At 40.5% G+C, this 17,784-nt stretch carries 12 protein-coding genes and 1 pseudogene; 7 read left to right on the top strand and 6 right to left on the bottom strand.

What is annotated here, in order from left to right:
• Nucleotides 1–935 precede the first annotated feature (935 nt).
• The 3 genes from ACTHJT_RS08020 to ACTHJT_RS08010 form a co-directional block, all read right to left on the bottom strand.
• A complete protein-coding gene (locus ACTHJT_RS08020) occupies nt 936–2,120 on the bottom strand; it encodes a porin (RefSeq protein WP_440237482.1) in 1,185 nt (394 codons plus the stop codon).
• A 25-nt stretch (nt 2,121–2,145) separates the two neighbouring features.
• Entirely contained in the window at nt 2,146–3,216 is a 1,071-nt protein-coding gene (locus ACTHJT_RS08015; protein WP_440237481.1) for a type II asparaginase, read from the bottom strand.
• Nucleotides 3,217–3,279: 63 nt separating this feature from the next.
• On the bottom strand, nt 3,280–4,773 hold the full coding sequence (locus tag ACTHJT_RS08010) for an aspartate ammonia-lyase (RefSeq protein ID WP_440237480.1): 1,494 nt from the start codon (nt 4,771–4,773) through the stop codon (nt 3,280–3,282).
• A gap of 422 nt (nt 4,774–5,195) precedes the next feature.
• Between ACTHJT_RS08010 and ACTHJT_RS08005 the strand changes: the two genes are divergently transcribed.
• Nucleotides 5,196–5,585 (top strand): YidH family protein, encoded by a 390-nt coding sequence (locus ACTHJT_RS08005; protein WP_440237479.1) that lies wholly within the window; start codon nt 5,196–5,198, stop codon nt 5,583–5,585.
• Between the two features lie 104 nt (nt 5,586–5,689).
• Here ACTHJT_RS08005 and ACTHJT_RS08000 read toward each other — a convergent pair whose 3' ends face one another.
• Complete coding sequence (locus tag ACTHJT_RS08000) at nt 5,690–6,220, bottom strand: REP-associated tyrosine transposase (protein ID WP_440237483.1); 531 nt, start codon at nt 6,218–6,220, stop codon at nt 5,690–5,692.
• Between the two features lie 334 nt (nt 6,221–6,554).
• Here ACTHJT_RS08000 and ACTHJT_RS07995 point away from each other — a divergent pair, with 334 nt between their 5' ends.
• On the top strand, nt 6,555–7,787 hold the full coding sequence (locus ACTHJT_RS07995) for a multidrug effflux MFS transporter (protein ID WP_440237478.1): 1,233 nt from the start codon (nt 6,555–6,557) through the stop codon (nt 7,785–7,787).
• Nucleotides 7,788–8,332: 545 nt separating this feature from the next.
• Complete coding sequence (locus ACTHJT_RS07990; protein WP_440237477.1) at nt 8,333–8,803, top strand: hypothetical protein; 471 nt, start codon at nt 8,333–8,335, stop codon at nt 8,801–8,803.
• A 166-nt stretch (nt 8,804–8,969) separates the two neighbouring features.
• On the opposite strand, the gene ACTHJT_RS07985 is transcribed toward ACTHJT_RS07990, so the two are convergent.
• A complete protein-coding gene (locus ACTHJT_RS07985) occupies nt 8,970–9,743 on the bottom strand; it encodes a glycosyltransferase (RefSeq protein WP_440237476.1) in 774 nt (257 codons plus the stop codon).
• 249 nt (nt 9,744–9,992) lie between these two features.
• On the opposite strand from ACTHJT_RS07985, the gene ACTHJT_RS07980 reads away from it, so the two are divergent.
• From ACTHJT_RS07980 to ACTHJT_RS07970, 3 genes are all read left to right on the top strand, one after another.
• The gene (locus ACTHJT_RS07980) at nt 9,993–10,430 is read left to right on the top strand and encodes a 5-fold beta-flower protein (RefSeq protein WP_440237475.1); all 438 of its coding nucleotides are present in this window, start codon (nt 9,993–9,995) and stop codon (nt 10,428–10,430) included.
• Between the two features lie 299 nt (nt 10,431–10,729).
• Nucleotides 10,730–11,773, top strand: coding sequence for an NAD(P)-dependent alcohol dehydrogenase (locus ACTHJT_RS07975; protein WP_440237474.1), 1,044 nt, complete (start codon nt 10,730–10,732; stop codon nt 11,771–11,773).
• A 7-nt stretch (nt 11,774–11,780) separates the two neighbouring features.
• Nucleotides 11,781–12,137, top strand: coding sequence for a hypothetical protein (locus ACTHJT_RS07970; RefSeq protein ID WP_440237473.1), 357 nt, complete (start codon nt 11,781–11,783; stop codon nt 12,135–12,137).
• Nucleotides 12,138–12,218: 81 nt separating this feature from the next.
• Here the strand turns inward: ACTHJT_RS07970 and ACTHJT_RS07965 are convergent, their stop codons facing one another.
• Complete coding sequence (locus ACTHJT_RS07965; protein ID WP_440237472.1) at nt 12,219–15,797, bottom strand: TraB/GumN family protein; 3,579 nt, start codon at nt 15,795–15,797, stop codon at nt 12,219–12,221.
• A gap of 374 nt (nt 15,798–16,171) precedes the next feature.
• Between ACTHJT_RS07965 and ACTHJT_RS07960 the strand changes: the two are divergent.
• Nucleotides 16,172–17,784, top strand: a pseudogene (locus tag ACTHJT_RS07960) (hypothetical protein); the annotation flags it as partial.

The following is a 17,784-nucleotide window of genomic DNA, read 5'->3' as shown; positions in this document are numbered from 1 at the left end:
AATATTTTGAAAAAAAAATCTTTTTATTAGTATTTTTCCGTTAAGATTTTTAATGATTTTAATTTTAAAAAGGACTTGTTTTCTCGTCAAAAAATGTTCTTCAAAATTATATTTCAAAAAGAGTGAAGTATCCGAATGTTTGGTAATATCGAGTTATATTCGTTCATCGTATAAAAATGCAGACGAGCTGGAACGCCTCTGTAGCAGCGAACATGGCGAAGTTTGTAACCAGAAGATTATATTCGCCGCGGCGAATGCAAATCAGGAAGAGCTACATTCAAAATTCATCTAAGCTTAACTTTCTTTGCAAACCGCCGAATAATTATTTAAGCAGGCTTTAGGGCTATTTTTATTTTCAGGCAATGTGATTGGGTGGGTTTGAAAATAAAATGTCTTAAATACGCTTATTTTGAGCCCGACTGATTTTCGACATGGCTTTAGGGTAGGCTCCCTGTGGTCTCCTCCCTATCTCCGCCTAGGGTGCGTGTAGGGTCCTTCGTTGAGATTGTCATTTTGCATTTGAAAAAGACAAGGGAAAATGAAAAATTAATAACATATGTTAACACGGTCGTAACTGAAGGATTACAAATCCTTTTCATCAGACTTCGGTTCGCCGCGTCGAATCCAAATTCCGAAGAGCCTCAGCTGTTTAATCCTTTGCTTTAGTCATGAGATTATCATCATAAAGCGGTTATATATTCACGAAAAGGGGGGCAGAATGAAAATTCCGAAGAGTAGCATGCGTGATGGTTTTGACAACTTGTCGGAGATCCCGCAGATGGTATTGTACTATAGGTGAACTTATTTTTGCGGGAAACTCCGACAAGGACGAAAAAGTCTTCGCACCTGCCTTCACTGAAAGAACTGTGGTAATAAACAGCAAAGCCCGCGGCTCTCACCGCGGGCTTTGTGTTTACTAGTGAAAGAGGAGTAACTTAGAAGATTCCCAGTGGCGTTACGAAGCCCACGCAGAAGCGGCCGGTGGTGTAATCCTTCGCGCCGAAGCGATCTTCCGCGTAATGCGAGTAATCGTAGATGCGGCCCACGTAGTTGGCAAAGAAACGCAGGTTGAGGTCCTCAAACGGATAATACTCCACCGTTGGAATGAAGCCCCATGCCGTACGGATGTTGTTTGTATTTTTGCCCGGGTCGATATCGCTCTTCCAGCGTGCCAGGTCCAGCATACCGAAGAAGGATAGGTTCCATTTTTTGTTGATGCGGTAATGCAGGTGTACCCAGTGGCCAACATATTCGGTGTTCTTCAATGCATAGGCATACAGGCTGTCCGGTACCGTTGCACTAACAACGCCGGTTCTGTCAAGCTGTTCGTTGCTCAGTTTGTAATCGTATGCAATTACAAATTTCCCTAACGTAAGCTCGTTACCCAGGGCAAAATAATTCATGTACAGATCCTGCGCTTCTGTAAACAGGGAGTAAGACCAGATTGTTTTAAACTTACCGCCGAACATGCTTCCGCGCCAGTTGGAAACAAAGGCCAGCGGAGCCTTTGATTCCACGGCGTTTGGCTGCGCACCATACAATTCTTCAAAGTACTTGGTACGCGAATCCAATGCCTGGAACGAGAAGGAGTGCTTGCTGCCTGCATTGTAACCAAAGCCAACTCCTGATAAAAAGTTATCGGCGTATTCAATGATATCCGAATATTCATAGATATCAATCGGGTTGTAGTCGAACTCAAACGCACCCCAGTCTGCGCACATTTTACCGGCAGAGATGTTGAACTTCCTGCTCGCATCCACACGGATGTACGCTAAGTCGGTAGAACGGCTCAAGCCATCAACCGACTCAGAGGTTTGGGCTCTGGTATAACGATCCCGGAAACGGAAGTACACACGTTCGTGTGCCATGCCGCGGAATTCCAGACGGAACTGTTCGTTCCTGAACCGGCTTCCGGTATAGGAGCCATCCTGAAATTCGTTTCTCAGGTCAAAGTTCATGTTGGCAATCATGCTCATGTTCTTGAGCAGGGTTTGCTTCGTTTCAGGGATCAGCGTTTTGTAGTACGTTGTATCACCTGTCTGGAGCTCATGTCTCTGTGCATAAGCAGAGAAAGACAGGCTGAGGATAAAAGTTCCTGTAAGAATAAAAAGTCTTTTCATTTCGTTAAAACGTAGAACGTAAAACCTAGTACTTAATAAATACTTTCTGCAGATCTTCTCTGCTTCTTTCTTTCTGCAGCGCGAGCATTAATAACACTCTTGCTTTTTGCGGATTCAGGTCGTCAGAAGAAACGGTGCCGTATTCTTTATCATTTACTTCACCTTCAATTAAAACGGCACCTACCGGTACACGGGTAGCGCGTACTACTTTAACACCTTTCTTTGTAGCATTCTTAACGGCTGCAAGCATGGCCGCGTTCATGTTGCCATCCCCCACACCGGCAATAACAATACCTTTAGAGCCGGCGCTTACCAGGAAATCGATGATATCAGCAGAACCATCAGCACAGGCATAAACAATGTCTACTCTTGGTAAGGCAGTAACACCGTCTACAGAGAATTCGCTTTGTGTGGTATGCACACCGTTTGGCTTGTGGAAGAACGAAGTCTGGCCGAAGATGACAGTGCCCAATAAACCTTCCTGCGGAGACTGGAACGTATGCACCGGTGTAGAGATCATTTTTTTCACATCATGCGCGGAATGAATTTCGTCGTTCATGACTACCATGACACCGTAGCCTTTAGATGCCGGGTTTGCAGCAACAGCTACCGCATTGTACAGGTTGAGCGGACCATCAGCGCTTAATGCTGTGGAAGGGCGCATGGAGCCTGTTAATACAACCGGCTTGTCGCTTTTAACAACCAGGTTCAAAAAGTATGCGGTTTCTTCCTGTGTATCGGTACCGTGTGTGATGACGATGCCGTCAACATCCGGAGTGGCTAATAACTGGTTGATGCGTTTTGCAAGGTCCAGCCAGATCTTCACAGACATGTCCTGGGAGCCAACGTTTGAAAGCTGTTCGCCTTTCAGGTTTGCCAGTTTGCGGATATTCGGAACGGAGTTGATCATGGTGTCGATCTTTACCTGTCCGGATGTATAGGCAGAGCCTGTTGAGCTGGCGCCGGCACCTGCAATGGTACCGCCTGTGGCTAAAATGATCACGTTGGGTAATTTTGTCTGCGCCGATACAATCGTTTGCGCGAATATAAAGACAATGGCAAACAAAGTTGTTTTGATTGTGTTCATCTGTTTCATAAAAAAGACTTGTTAAAAGTTTGCGATAAAAGTTACTTGTTAAAAGGTTAGATATCAGTAAAATTATTTCTGTCCGGTTACTGTTGCAGGGTCAAGCAGTTGTTTGATCTGGTCTTCAGTCAGTAATTTCTTTTCACGGATCAGTTCCAGAATTCCTTTGTTGGTTTCCAATGCTTCTTTCGCCAGCTCGGTGGTTTTTTCATAACCCAGCACCGGGTTCAGGGCCGTAACGATACCTACGCTGCGTTCGATGTAATGCTGGCACACATCTTTGTTTACGGTAATACCCTGGATACATTGTTTGGTGAAGGCTGGTACAGTCCTGGTAAATAATGCCTGGGTTTCCATGATGGATACAGCCACCACCGGTTCGTAGGCGTTCAGCTGCAACAAACCATCCTGTGAAGCCATGGCTACCGTTACATCATTGCCGATTGCCTTGAAGCAAACCTGGTTCATCAGTTCAGGCATGACCGGATTGATTTTTCCCGGCATGATGGAAGAGCCCGGCTGCAGTGCCGGCAGGTTTATTTCGAAGATCCCTGTTCTTGGTCCTGAAGCAAGGAAGATTAAATCAGAATTTAACTTTGATAGCGTAATGGCAAGGTTTTTCAGGCCGGCTGAATATAATACAAATGCCTGCATGCTTGAAGTTGCTGCAATCAGGTTCTCACTTTTCCTGATTGGCTTGCCTGTGATTTTCGCCAGTTGTGCGGCACACTTCACATCATAGCCTGGCGTAGCTGTAATACCTGTACCGATGGCTGTAGCGCCCATGTTTACTTCATACAGATACGTCTCCAGCTGTTTTAATGCTGCAATGGCTGCATCCAGTTGGCCGCCGAAGGCATGAAACTCCTGGCCAACCGTCATGGGTACGGCATCCTGACCTTCCGTTCTTCCCATCTTCACAACAGATTTAAACTCTTCGCCCTTCGCATGTAAGGCCGCAGATAGAAGTCCAAGTTCCTGAATCAGTTTATCGTTGTGCAGAATCAATGCAATGTGAATGGCAGTAGGGTAGCTGTCGTTGGTAGACTGACCCATGTTCAGATCATCATGCGGTTCTATAAACTGGTATTCACCTTTTTTATGTCCGCTTAATTCCAACGCGATATTGGCCAGAACTTCATTGGCATTCATGTTGGCGGAAGTACCGGCGCCGCCCTGGTAAAGATCTACCAGGAAGTCTTCGTGGTATTTGCCATCCATTACAGCAAGACAGGCTTTTTCGATGGCCGCAAGTTTTTCATTGCTTAAGCGGCCTGTTTCGTTGTTAGCTCTGGCAGCGGCTAATTTGACAATGGCAAAAGCCTTTACATAATCCGGATAGAAGTTTGTTTTAACGCCGCTGATCTGGAAGTTTTCCAGCGCGCGCGCTGTCTGTACGCCATAGTAGGCGTCATACGGAATCTGTTTGGTGCCCAGTAAATCCTTTTCCTCACGTGTAGCCGGTGTTGTAGGGGCAGGCGTTTTTTTCTTAGTCTGGGCCATCGACGGATAGTATAACCCCGATGCCAGTATAAGTAATGCAACTGAAAGACGACGTAAAATCATAATAATGAAAGATAGGTGATGTATAAAATTCCAGGTTATAAAAGTGAATGGACAAATATAATAATTCTAATTAAATTTCAGTTTTTTATGGGTATGCAGCAGATAAAAGTTTTTGTTTATAACCGGTTTTATAACCGGGTGTTGTTTGTTGTTTTTTATAAAGCTAGCGTTGTCTTTCGAAAAATCAGATGATCTCTTTTAGTAGATAGTATGATGTTCATCATCAAATCGCCGGACAAAAAATGCACCGCCGTTCAAATATAATTATTCCATTACAGTTTATTAATGTTGATGAGCTTTTTTAATGAATGAAATTCAATTTCTTTAAAGAAGGATGGTATATTAAATTAAAAGAATGCGGGAATTAAAACGATTTATAATCCACTTCTTTTAGTAACTTTCTTAAACGATAAAGAAGTCTTATGGAACCTGAAAAACGAAAACCGAATCCCAACGATTATTTAGCTAATGAACGTACATTCCTGGCCTGGGTACGGACCGGCATTGGTATCATGGCGTTTGGTTTTGTGGTGGTGAAGTTTTCATTGTTTGTAAAGCAGCTTACGTTTTTACTGCATTCAGAACATGTGCCCGATGTGCCTTCCGATCAGGGGCACTATTCATCACGCGTAGGTATTGTACTGGTAGTTCTGGGCCTGTGCTCCATTGTATTTTCGTATGTACGCTACCGCTCTACCAATAAACAGCTGGAAAAAGGGGAGTTTGAACATTCTTCCTTATATATCAACATCCTTACCGGCGCTATTGTGCTGATCAGTGTGCTGCTGGTGTATTATCTGGTGCGTGCATAAGCAGCCTGCAGCGATGAAGAGTTTGAAGCTCTTCCGGATGAAGCTCTTCCGGATTTGCAATCCGGAAGCCAGATAATTAAGGATTTGCAATCCTTAATTAAATTTTATTCATAAACACTCAGCGTTAATAAACCTTTTCTTGTTCCATAACTATCGGCACAACTACTCCAGATATAATCCTCTTCTTTTTCAACCAATCCTGCTCGAACAGGATTTAAATGTATATAATCTACCTTATTCAAATAAAATTCCTTTGTAAGAATCTCTTTGGCATGATACCCTTCCTGCCAAAACCAGATATGCCCATCTTTTTTAAGCAACCAAAGCAACCAATCTTTACGACTTTCATGTAAATTATTTTCTATGCATGCTATTATTTCTTTTGCAGTAAATTTTTTGAAATCACGAATGATATCATTCAAATTATTGTTACTACTGCCAACAATTAAATGACAATGATTTGACATGATTACCCATGCATATATTTCGAGGCCTTTGTGAAGTTGACAGTGTTTTAAACTATTGATAAGAATATCAACATAGGTTTTTCTCGTAAATACATCTACCCATTGGTGTACTGTACAGGTAATGTAGTAAATGCTTTGCTGATCATAAATTTTATATGTGAACCCCATAGATGAAAAATTAAACTGCAAATTACACATGCTTGATTTATTTGCAGTTTATCAAATGTTAATTTTTACAAGAAGGGATTATAAATCCTTAATTATCTGGCTTCGGAATTGCAAATTCCGAAGAGCCGCATCCCTTTTATCTGGCTTCGGTTCGCCGCGGCGAATGCAAATTCCGAAGAGCCGCATGAAGAGTTTCAAAAAGAATAAATAAGATCATCTGGAAGATATCTATTTGATTTATTATCGGTTATCTTTGATGTTTGAAAAAAGAAAGTAAACAGTAAACTTTCATGCAACGTTTGCTGTTTGAATTGTTCCATTACGATTATTCATCATGCGCCACACACAGAATAAAAATCTCATTACGCTTATCCTTGGTATGCTGGCTACTGTTTCGCCTTTTGCCATCGATTTTTATCTTCCCGCTTTTGCACAGATTGCAGAAGACTTTGGTACAAGTACGGCACGGATTTCTCTTTCGGTATCCAGTTATTTCATTGGTATGGCGCTGGGGCAGCTCATCTACGGACCTCTGCTGGATCGTTATGGCAGAAAGCCGCCACTGTATGCCGGACTGCTGATCTTTATTATCACCAGTATTGGTTGTACGTTTTCGCATCGGGTAGAACTTTTAATAGGTCTGCGTTTTATACAGGCGCTGGGAGGCAGCGTGGCAGGCGTTGCTGCAATGGCCATGGTAAAAGATTTCTTTCTACCGTCTCAGGGGCCCAGGATCTTTGCCATGCTGATCCTGACGATTGGTTTATCTCCTTTACTTGCACCTAGTATCGGCGGTTTTGTGGCTGCAGCCTTTAACTGGAAAGCTGTCTTTGTTTTGCTGGCTTTGATTGCATCGTTTGCGATGCTGATCGTATTTCTTTTTCTGCCGGAAGGCCAGGAGCCTGATACTGCAGTTACATTGAAGGTGAAGCCTATGGCAAAAACATATCTTGCAATACTTTCAGATACACAGTTTTTTACTTACACCGTTGCAGGATCTTTTGCATTCGCTACACTGTTTATTTACGTGGCAGGTTCGCCCATAGTATTTATTGAATTGTTTAAGGTAAGTCCGCAGATGTATGGAGCCATCTTTGCATTTCTATCTGTAGGTTTTATTGGCGCGAGTCAGGTAAACATATTGCTGGTGAAAAAATTCAGCAGCAACCAGATCTTTCGTTTTGCATTGTCTGTACAAGTGGTTGCAGGCTTTGTGTTTCTTGCCCTTGCCTGGGCTGATTGGATGAATTTATATTCAACGATCCTCATGCTGTTTATTTTCCTGAGTTGCGTAGGGTTGATCAATCCGAACGCTTCTACACTGGCGCTTGCACCTTTTACGAAGAATGTTGGTAGTGCAGCGGCAATGCTGGGTTGTTCGCAGATAGGTATCGCAGCATTGGCTTCCATTGCAGTAGGGATGTTTGAAACAGTAAGCATCCTTCCAATGATCGCGTCCATGGTTGCAACGGCTGCTTTCGCATTGTTTTTGCTGCTAAGCGGCGAAAGGAAGATGAATGGAAAGATTGTAACAGGAGAGACGGGAACCGGTGCAGTCATGCACTGATCGGAGAAGTTCCAAATTCCAAATAACAAATAACAAATAACAAATTCCAATTGCACTTTAGCACCAGTCCACCGCGGCGGACTGGTGCTTTTTATTTAATGAACTGTCGTATTGAATTATAACAAATATGAATTTCGAAGAAATGCATTTTCTTCTTTTTTAGAAGAAGTAGATGATTATGAACCGATGCCATCGCTTTAAGCGATGGCATCGGTTGTGTATACAAGAAGTATAATCTATATTTTTGAGAACCTTCGCATCCTTTACGGCTAAGTAAATACATACTTCATTATGATTTTCAATACCAAAAAAACAGTAGCGATCTGGTATGCAATAAAAATATATCCTCTGTTGCTTTTATTTAAAATCAATTTTTTGTATTTTATTATTGAAACACACATTACTAACCCATTCATTCAATGGGGTATATTTCTGCTTTAAAATTATCTATTCTATTTTTTGAATTTAAGAGTTGTGAAATGTTCATTTTACAACTTTCCTGAATCGCGTTTCGTATAAAGGTGTGCAACAAAATAAATAAGTGATTGATGGGCTTTTTTGATAGCTTTTTTAAAGAAAAATATAATTGGGAAGAAGTAAAATATTCCGAACAGGCATACCCGATAAATTCCATTTCGCTTATTACCATCAAAACAGAAAATGTTGAGCTTACGACAGGCTGGATTGACAAGGGGTACGAGCATTATTCATTTAAAAAATACTGTCCATATAACTTTCTGATATTAGTTAATCTAAACGGAAGGGAGAATGCGGCAAACATGCAAGCCATAGAAGATTATTTTGCAGACAAGCTGAGAGAGGTTTGTATTGCACATATGCTGGCTCGTGTTGTATCAAAGGATAATATGAGCATTGAACTGTATCTGGATGACCAGGAGGCTGGATTGAATCAACTGAAGGTTATGCAGGAAGATGCTGATAAACCTGCTTCTTTCGAATGGGAAGTACTATATGATCCTAAGTGGAAGCTGGTAAAAGGATTAATGCACCTTTAATAATTATGAATTATAAATTATGAATTATGAATTCCTGATACAGAGAATTCCTTGCTAAGATAATTGCTGTTAAAAAAAATATTTATTCATGTGAGGTTTATAAGTTATAATTGAAGGATAACAGCATGCAATTCATAACTCATAATTCATAATTCATAATTATAAACTACACCTGTTTTTCCCATTTGCGCAGCCATAGATAGTTTAATCGCTTGGTCGATTGCCAGATAATAAATGTAGAAAATTTTACAAGTTGTCCGATGAGTGGAAGTTGTGCCAACTGGGTGATCAGCACTTTCCGTTTTTTTGATCGCGATAGCATACTGACACTTTGAAACCGCACCCGGTATTTCAATAGTATTTTCGGATATTTCCCCTTATTGATTTTTTCATGAGTGCGAATCCACCAATCTCCGTCTGAACGTCTGTTAAGCGATTCATTAAAAGGAAATAATTTCATGACTTCTGTTTTAACCAGCCAGCTTGAAGGCATCGGGATGAAGATAGATAAGCCATGCGTTTGTATCTGTCCTGCTTCATTCGTCAGGTAATGACCTGTACCTACAAAGTCGAGATTACTTTTATTGGCGTATTGCAGTTGTTGTGAAGTCTTATTCTGCATCCACACATCGTCTCCATCGCAGAAGGCAAGCCAGGAATGTTTTACAGACTGAATAGCCCGGTTTCTTACGGCTCCTATGTTCATGAATGGCAAAGGAAGTAATTCAATTCGTGCATCCTTAAAATTTGAACGTATGCTTGATTGTAACGACTTGTTTTTTTCGTCAAAACAAACAATGACCTGGTCGATATGTTCATCAGAAAGAACAGCATAAAGCGCTTGAGGCAGAAAATGTTTTTCATTGTCTGTCATTGCTGTAACAATGGCAGTTACACTATTGTTTTGTAGGTTTTCTGTCGTACAGGCAGTTGCTTCCATTGGCACGCTGTCAGGTAAATAACTAAAAAGTATATAAAAAACGATTTAAACTAAAATACCTCTGTAGGGCATTTGTACAATACAATATACTTAAAAGTATGGATAAATATTGAAATGCGGATCAATTTTTATATACAGAGCAACGAAATGTAAATGATATAATTTTTTTGAAAAAAACTGTAAAGCATTTGCAGTGTAAAGCATACAATTTTGTTTTCATAATAATCAATGAAGAAATTTCTGATTGATATGAAAATTCTGATAAATATAATTATTGCTGTTGCGATGTTGCTTGTGAATGATACAGTCATTGCCCAGCATTATATAGCCAGATTTCCTGCATTGATTGACAGTACGGGTACTATGCGAGATTCTGCAGGTGTTACCTGTGCATTCATTACAAAAGATAATGTGATTAAAAACCAGGCCGGACAAAAAATAGCGTTTATTGATCATGATGCAAATCTGATCAATGATGAAGGAAAGGTAATAGGCAAAATTGCACGGAACGGTAGTTTTCTTAACCAGAATGGTGAAGTTGAATTCAAGGTAAAACGTTTTAAAGAAAAAGCATATTGTGAAGTATATGATGTAAGCGGCAGACGGGTTCTCACCGGTCATTTGAAATATACAGGCCAGGCAAGCAGCATGGCTTATATACATAAGCAATTGTGCACTTCGCAATAAAGATAAAGGGTAGTAATTTTCGTTTATGTTAAAGTGAAGGGCGGCAGAGAAATCTGTCGTTCTTTTTTTGTTTCCGGTAACGGCATAAAGATTTTTAGATCTACCAGATAGATGCTATTAATACTTCAATACGATTTTAATACCAATATACATCTTAAAAAATCATAGTATTTATCAGGATAAATCGAAAGATTTTTTATCAGATTATTATTATTTATTCCTGCAGGTAAAATGTTCGTCTGATTTTTGTAATTTAATTGCCCAACCGGTTGGAATTATAACCTTAATATTTTATAGCTATGATACAAGCAAAAGGCTACGCCGCTCAGAATGAAAAAACAGATCTTGCTCCCTGGGTATTTGAGCGCAGAGAAGTAGGGCCGCATGATGTACAATTCGATATCCGTTTTTGCGGGGTATGTCATTCAGATTTGCACCAGATCCGTAATGATTGGTCACCGGGAATTTTTCCCATGGTGCCGGGTCATGAAATTGTAGGTAAAATTGTGAAAGTCGGTGCGCATGTAAAGAAATTTAAAGTGGGGGACCTGGCAGGTACCGGCTGTTTGGTCGATTCCTGCAGAACGTGTGAAAACTGTAAAGAAGGCTTGGAACAATATTGTCTGACCGGGTCGACAGCTACATATAATAGCCTTGAGCAGGATAAAAAAACACCAACATACGGCGGCTACTCCAACACCATTGTGGTACACGAAGATTTTGTGCTGCATATCAGCGATAAGCTGGATCTTGCAGCAGCAGCGCCTTTGTTGTGTGCGGGTATTACAACCTATTCTCCTTTGAAACACTGGAAAGTAGGTAAAGGGCATAAGCTGGCTGTGCTTGGTTTAGGAGGCCTTGGCCATATGGCTGTGAAGTTCGGCGTAGCTTTTGGTGCAGAAGTTACGGTTTTAAGTACTTCTCCGGAGAAAGAAGCAGATGCGAAAAAGCTGGGTGCGCATAAGTTTGTTGTTACTTCAGATGCACAACAGCTGAAGTCTGTAACAGGCTATTTTGATTTCATCCTTGACACGGTATCGGCTCCGCATGACCTGAACCTGTATCTGTCACTGCTTAGAACCAATGGTACACATATCTGTGTAGGTGTACCCCCAACCCCTTATCAGCTGCATGCTTTCAGCCTGATTGGCGGAAGAAAAAGTTTGGTAGGTTCATTGATCGGCGGTTTGCCGGAGACGCAGGAGATGCTTGATTTCTGTGCCAGACATAACATTACTTCCGAAATTGAACTGATCGATATTAAAAATATTCATGCCTCTTACGAACGTATGCTGAAAGGTGATGTACGCTATCGTTTTGTAATTGATATGGCCACTCTATAATACATATATGGACAATCGGACATGGTTTGAAAAAAAGGATTTTCTGGTGCTGCGGATTACTCAACACACAAATATCTCAAATCCGCATGTTGAGAAGACGCTGCTGATTGAAGATACTGCTGTTGTGAAACATTTTGTTGAGGTTATTGAAGCAATTCCACCCAATGGTGATATGATGATTTCGTTTGGGCCCGGGGCAGAACATATTGAATTGTCTTTTGAGGATGGAACGTATGCGGAGAAAATAAACTTTTATCAGAAGAAGATTAAAACACCTTCAACAGGTTTTAACAGTGTCAAATCAAAGGAAGAGCAGGAGTTGTACCGGGAGATTGAAGCATTGCTGAAGACTGTTAGCAGATAATGATGCACTGTATGTAAATAAAAAAGCTTTCCGGTTTTTCCGGAAAGCTTTTTTATTTACACTGACTACTATTTACTGATATTATTCATCAGCATAATCATACCCGTAATCATAATACGAATAATCGTTACGCTCTCTGCCAATCAGGGCAAGCTCCAGCATGATGTTGTCAATAGAAGTGCTGATTTCTTTCTCTGTATTGGATTTAAGTTTTTGTCCTTTTTTCGTACGAAGCACATCTGTTTCAAATGTATTTGTATCGCTGGGCTGAATACCTGTATAGTCGATTAGCCAGCTTCTACGGTCTTTATTGTATCGTTTATAGAAATAAACATATCCGTCCTGGTTGCCTTTGGTATTGATGAATCGTTTTTCAAGGAACACAATAGAATCATTTTCAATCATATTAAAGCATTGCGCATATAAAACACTTTTAGCCATGGTAGCCTGATTCAGGTATGTTTTGTCAAACAGATCCAGGCGATTGATATCTTTTAACGCGTCATACAGATCGGCACGTAAGGCTTCGTTTTTAGAATAATTGTAAATGATGCTGTCTTCAACGGGTATGCCGTAATGCAGTTTCTTAACAGCATATTTCATTGCCTGGTATTTATTGGAAACTCTTGAAACACGGCTGTAGAACAATTTAGCTGCAGGTTCTTTTTGCATATACGAGAGGATGATGATGTACGCTTCAATCTCATCCAGGCTCTTGTATCGTGAATGGCTGGAAGAGCTTGAGTATGAATCATAGCTGCTTTTCGTGCTTAGCTTTTCTTTTATTTCCTCATTCGCATCATTCAGGATATCCGTTTTGGCTGCATGGAATATATTGGGCTTCAGTAACTTTTTATCCAGCATGACAGCCATCAGCTTATAAATATTATCACGGTAGTTGGAGTAGCGGGTTAGTCGAAGAACCTTCGGAAATAACTTCACAGATAACTCCAGCGAATCATAGAAGCTTGTAAATAATCTATTCACTTCATACGAAGAAAGATAGGGAACATCCTGTGTAAGCAAATCCTGTATACATAAATAACTTTCCACGGATTTACTTGATGCCAGGGCATTCAGTATGTCTGACTGCATCTGGATGGAATCCGGATTTTCTTTATAGACTTTTTTCAGATACTCTACTCCCTTAGGTTTATTCATGTAACCAACAGCTTTAATCAGCATGCTTTTCAGGTTATTTTTTTTCAGGTATTCGGCATGCGGTATACCATTTTCAACCAGTTTATTGATGCTGTCCAGATCTTTTTCATCAAACTCCATGTAGCTGATTGTTTTATAGGCATTGGTAACCTTTAAGCTGTCATCCGATTGTATGTCGTGAAAGAAAATAGTTTTCTTTTGTTCAAAGAGACTTTTTGTTGAATAGGTTTTTGTAATCTGGAAATTATCAAAGAATTGATTTACAAAAGGTGTTTTTTTAGTAAGCGTATCTGTGTTGTAGCACAGGCAATAGTAAGAGGAATTAAGCAGATAATATTTCCAGTAGATGCAACGTATGCTGTTTGTATCGCGGAGTTCAACTTCCATCGTGTAAATACTGTCTTTCTGTTCTTTTTTCTGACTATGGATTACCAGGGAATTGTCTGCAATAAGTTCGGAACGTTCTTTCCAGAAAGCATCCAGGTTTTGGTAATAAGTATAATCGTTGAACTTCTTGTAATAAATTTCAATCTTATCATTTCCGGTTGTGTCCCTGAAATAAATGCTTTCAGACATATAACGGGAATAATCGCTGGAAGAATTTTTCCGGATATCCGGAGATAATTTTGCTTTTTTTGAATTGAAAGCAACGGCAGATTTGCTTGTTTTGGTTGTAAAGAAAAAGGCAGTATCGGTGAAGGTTACAGGTTGTTTTACCGGATCGTACGAGAAGCGGAGCTGATTGATGTATGTATCGATGTTGCTGGAATCTTTCCCCATCACACCAAGTAAAATATAGTGTGGGCCGTGGATCAGCAGGCGGGTATGTATATCCGTGGCGCCTGGTTTTTTTAGCACAGCTTTATATAGAGGCTGACCGTTTAATATTTGTTGTTTGCTGTTGTTTACAGTATACTCAAGACTTGCAGCAAAACGCTCTGTCAGGTATGCCAGTTCAAATGAATCTTCTTCAATATATTCAAAATCAGTAAAGCTTGCCGATAGAATAAAATTGTAGCTGCTGTCTGGAGTATATACTTCAGCTTTGGAAATGGATTGATACGTTAACGGATACAGACTGAATGTTTCCTTTAATTGTCCGTTGCCAAGAGAGAGGCTTAATCCAGATGTTTTGAATGGCTGCGTAAGCGTTCTGTTCAGGATATTGAAGCTTGTTAAAAAGCGTTCTCCATCTTTACCCAGCGCGTAATCTCCTGTACCGGCTAATTTACCAATAACGATCTCTGTCGGGTAAACAAATATTTTATAGCGTTGGTAATCACCTTTACGTGTTTGATTTAATATCGTGATAAGGCTGTAGCCTTTTTCATGTTTTATTTCTTTTTTAATGATCTTGCCCGGAATATTTTCATACAGCAGCTCATCGATGGTAGTAGCCTGTTCTGTAACACTCTTCTTGAATAATGGTGCGAAGGTGTTGAATTTTACAATGGAGTAATAAGTGCCATTTGCCATTTCCGGAAAGAAGTATTCCGTTGCTCTGTTTTTATTGTTGATTACATATAAATTACCCGGCAGGTCAATTTCGAACAACGAATCAGGTGCTACCTGGTGCGTATAATTCAGAGGTATAAAAGTCTTTTCAATAGTGGTTCTGGATTGAATGCTGTAATCGGTTGATTTCTGATTAACAGCACGTACGGTATAGCCCTTGCGACGAAGCATTTCAATCATACCCATGTTGCCGGGCAGGTGGGCAGCTCCAACACCTGTGAATACACTTTTTCCTGTTTTGTATAAGGAATCAAGTTTTTCAACCATTTTTTCATTACGCACATCCAGCATGTATTTTCTGAAATAAGTGTATTCATACATGATGGTGTTGATGGAGTCAAGATCTGATAAGTTTCCCTTACGGTAAGCTTTTTCAATTTCACTCCAGTTGTCTGAACGGTAATAATTACTGCCGCTTTTCTTGCCTACATAAGGTTTCTGCGCTTCATATGAGCAGTTTCGTACGAACTGGTGATTTTCCAGTCCTACAATTGATTTTCCCATTTTTTTCCCGGCCTGGAAAATGAACATATCGAGGTAGGTATTTTCTTCAAAATCTTTATCATCAGAGTTTCGATATAAAAGCCCGTTGGCAAAATAATGATCACGTGATAAGAAAAATTTATAGGCATCCTCATCGATCTTATCCAGTGCAAAGGCATCATACAAAGAGAAGCCATTCTCCATGTAGCGTGGTTCCTGCTGAAAGAGCTCACCGTCATCTGCCATTTCCTTCATCCACGTATCCGGATCAAATTCCAGTGATACGACATCCGCTTTTTTCAGTGCAATAAAAAAAGTGTCGGATAAATTAAAGGCAATTTTTTTACTGACATGCATGGTGCCATACAGGTAAGATGGCTTGCTGAGACCACCACCACTAATTTCCCAAAGAAGTGAATTGTAAGCTGGTTGTTGCGCATGTGCATAAGAAGAGATACAGATAAATAACAGGAGCTGTAAGAAATAGCGGACTTGCTTCATGGGAAAGAATTTAAAATGTAAACTGTAACGGTATTGTATGAGTATTGTCGGGCAACGGATAAATTAACGGATTATATAGCAAAGAATATAAGGTTGAATGAAATCTTTGTTTAAACTCAGTTAACTAACGTTAAATATCCTGAAATTGTTTTATTCTAAGACGCACTTGGTTTTTTCAGTCGTTTTTTATGATAAATAATTGAGATTTTGTTTTCCGATGATCATTCTCTAGTTTCTGAAAAAAGTGATAATTATACTATTTTTATAATGTATTGAAATAATTGAAGATATATTTCTACTTTAAGGGTTACTAATGCTTGACTGAAAGTTATTATATCCTAATAAACTTTCCTTGTATTCATAATTCAAACCGTATGAAAAAGATACTGACCCTGCTGTGTATATTTTGTTTTGTTATCACTTCCCGCTCTCAGACCATTTCCATTGTAAATAAAAAATTTGTCGTGAATGGAAATGCTTCCTGTCCGATTTATTTTAACGGAGCCAATACCCCCTGGCAAAACTGGAATGACTTTGGCGGAAGTTACAATTCTGCATTCTGGTCAAGCCATTTTGCAACCCTGAAAGCTAACGGTATTAATGCTTCACGTGTGTGGATCAGCTGCAACGGAGATGTACAGCCAAATATCAATTCAGATGGCACGGTAACCGGAACAAGTACGCAGTTCTGGGCAAACCTGGACGATTTTTTCCAGTCTGCAAAGGCCAACGGTATTTATATCATGGCCACCATGATGTCTTTTGATCATACAAAGAACACTTATGTAAAATATCAGAGCTGGAGAAACATGCTTAATGATCCCACAAAGATCCAGACCTACTGTGATAATTACCTTGTGCCGTTTGTAAACCGTTACAAAACCAATCCCTATCTGATGTCGATTGATGTATCAAATGAGATTGAATGGGTAGCGGAAGATAATACGAACATGAAATGCTCCTATGCAGTGTTGCAGCGTTTTGTGGCTATGTGTGCTTCAGCGGTTCACAATAACCCAAGAACAGATGGGTCAACAGTGCTTGTAACCCTTGGTTCGGCAGCAACAAAATGGAACGCTACTAAAATGCGTAATGGATCCAATGGAACAGGCTGGCAAAATAATCCCGATGGAAATAAATGGAGCGATGCAGCTTTAAAAGCACAATACAACCAGACCAATGCTGTTCTGGATTATTACTCTCCGCATTATTATAGCTGGATCGATGAATGGTATGCAAATCCATATGTAAAAACTCCAACCGATTTTGGTATCGATGAAAAGCCGGTTGTGATCGGCGAAACACCGGCAGGTAATCCGGGAACACCTAATTTAGCTGTACTGGCATCTTATGAAGCATTGAAAAATAATGGTTACCAGGGGCAATTCCCGTGGACATCAAACGGTGTGGATGCGCTAGGCGATATCAGTAAATTCGGTGCCGATGCCAAAACATTCAGTACAACATATAGCTCCCTGGTTACTCCAGGTTGCGCAGTTACCTGTACTACCGTTGCACCAACGGTAACGGCAGCAGTTAGCTATTGTCAGAATGCCACAGCTGTTGCTTTAACGGCAACCGGGACGGCATTAAAATGGTATGCAGATAATATGACCACTACGCCATTGGCTGCTGCCCCCGTTCCTTCAACTACAGCAACCGGAACAACCAGTTATTATGTTTCCCAGACACTGAATGGCTGTGAAGGTCCGAGAGCGGTAATTACCGTAACGGTAAATGCACTGCCAGCCGCAACGATCACGGCTGCAACTGCGACAACATTCTGCACGGGCGGTAGCGTGGTATTAACTTCAAGCGCCGGTTCTTCATACAAATGGTTCAACGGCACTACACAGGTAGCGACGACACAATCCTATACAGCAACCACGGCCGGCTCTTATACGGTTGAGGTAACAAACGGAAATAACTGTAAAGCGACTTCTTCCGCTACAACGGTAACGGTAAATGCACTGCCGGCCGCAACGAT

The sequence above is a fragment of the Cytophaga sp. genome, assembly GCF_051961495.1.
Classification (GTDB): Bacteria; Bacteroidota; Bacteroidia; order Cytophagales; family Cytophagaceae; genus Cytophaga.
This window is presented reverse-complemented; position numbering and strand designations above follow the sequence as displayed.

What these genes read in the sequence shown, in the direction of transcription:
- ACTHJT_RS07995 (WP_440237478.1), top strand. Translation starts at nt 6,555, where the DNA reads ATGCGCCACACACAGAATAAAAATCTCATTACGCTTATCCTTGGTATG.
- ACTHJT_RS08020 (WP_440237482.1), bottom strand. Translation starts at nt 2,120, where the DNA reads ATGAAAAGACTTTTTATTCTTACAGGAACTTTTATCCTCAGCCTGTCT.
- ACTHJT_RS08010 (WP_440237480.1), bottom strand. Translation starts at nt 4,773, where the DNA reads ATGATTTTACGTCGTCTTTCAGTTGCATTACTTATACTGGCATCGGGG.
- ACTHJT_RS07985 (WP_440237476.1), bottom strand. Translation starts at nt 9,743, where the DNA reads ATGGAAGCAACTGCCTGTACGACAGAAAACCTACAAAACAATAGTGTA.
- ACTHJT_RS07980 (WP_440237475.1), top strand. Translation starts at nt 9,993, where the DNA reads ATGAAAATTCTGATAAATATAATTATTGCTGTTGCGATGTTGCTTGTG.
- ACTHJT_RS08000 (WP_440237483.1), bottom strand. Translation starts at nt 6,220, where the DNA reads ATGGGGTTCACATATAAAATTTATGATCAGCAAAGCATTTACTACATT.
- ACTHJT_RS08005 (WP_440237479.1), top strand. Translation starts at nt 5,196, where the DNA reads ATGGAACCTGAAAAACGAAAACCGAATCCCAACGATTATTTAGCTAAT.
- ACTHJT_RS07970 (WP_440237473.1), top strand. Translation starts at nt 11,781, where the DNA reads ATGGACAATCGGACATGGTTTGAAAAAAAGGATTTTCTGGTGCTGCGG.
- ACTHJT_RS07975 (WP_440237474.1), top strand. Translation starts at nt 10,730, where the DNA reads ATGATACAAGCAAAAGGCTACGCCGCTCAGAATGAAAAAACAGATCTT.
- ACTHJT_RS07965 (WP_440237472.1), bottom strand. Translation starts at nt 15,797, where the DNA reads ATGAAGCAAGTCCGCTATTTCTTACAGCTCCTGTTATTTATCTGTATC.
- ACTHJT_RS08015 (WP_440237481.1), bottom strand. Translation starts at nt 3,216, where the DNA reads ATGAAACAGATGAACACAATCAAAACAACTTTGTTTGCCATTGTCTTT.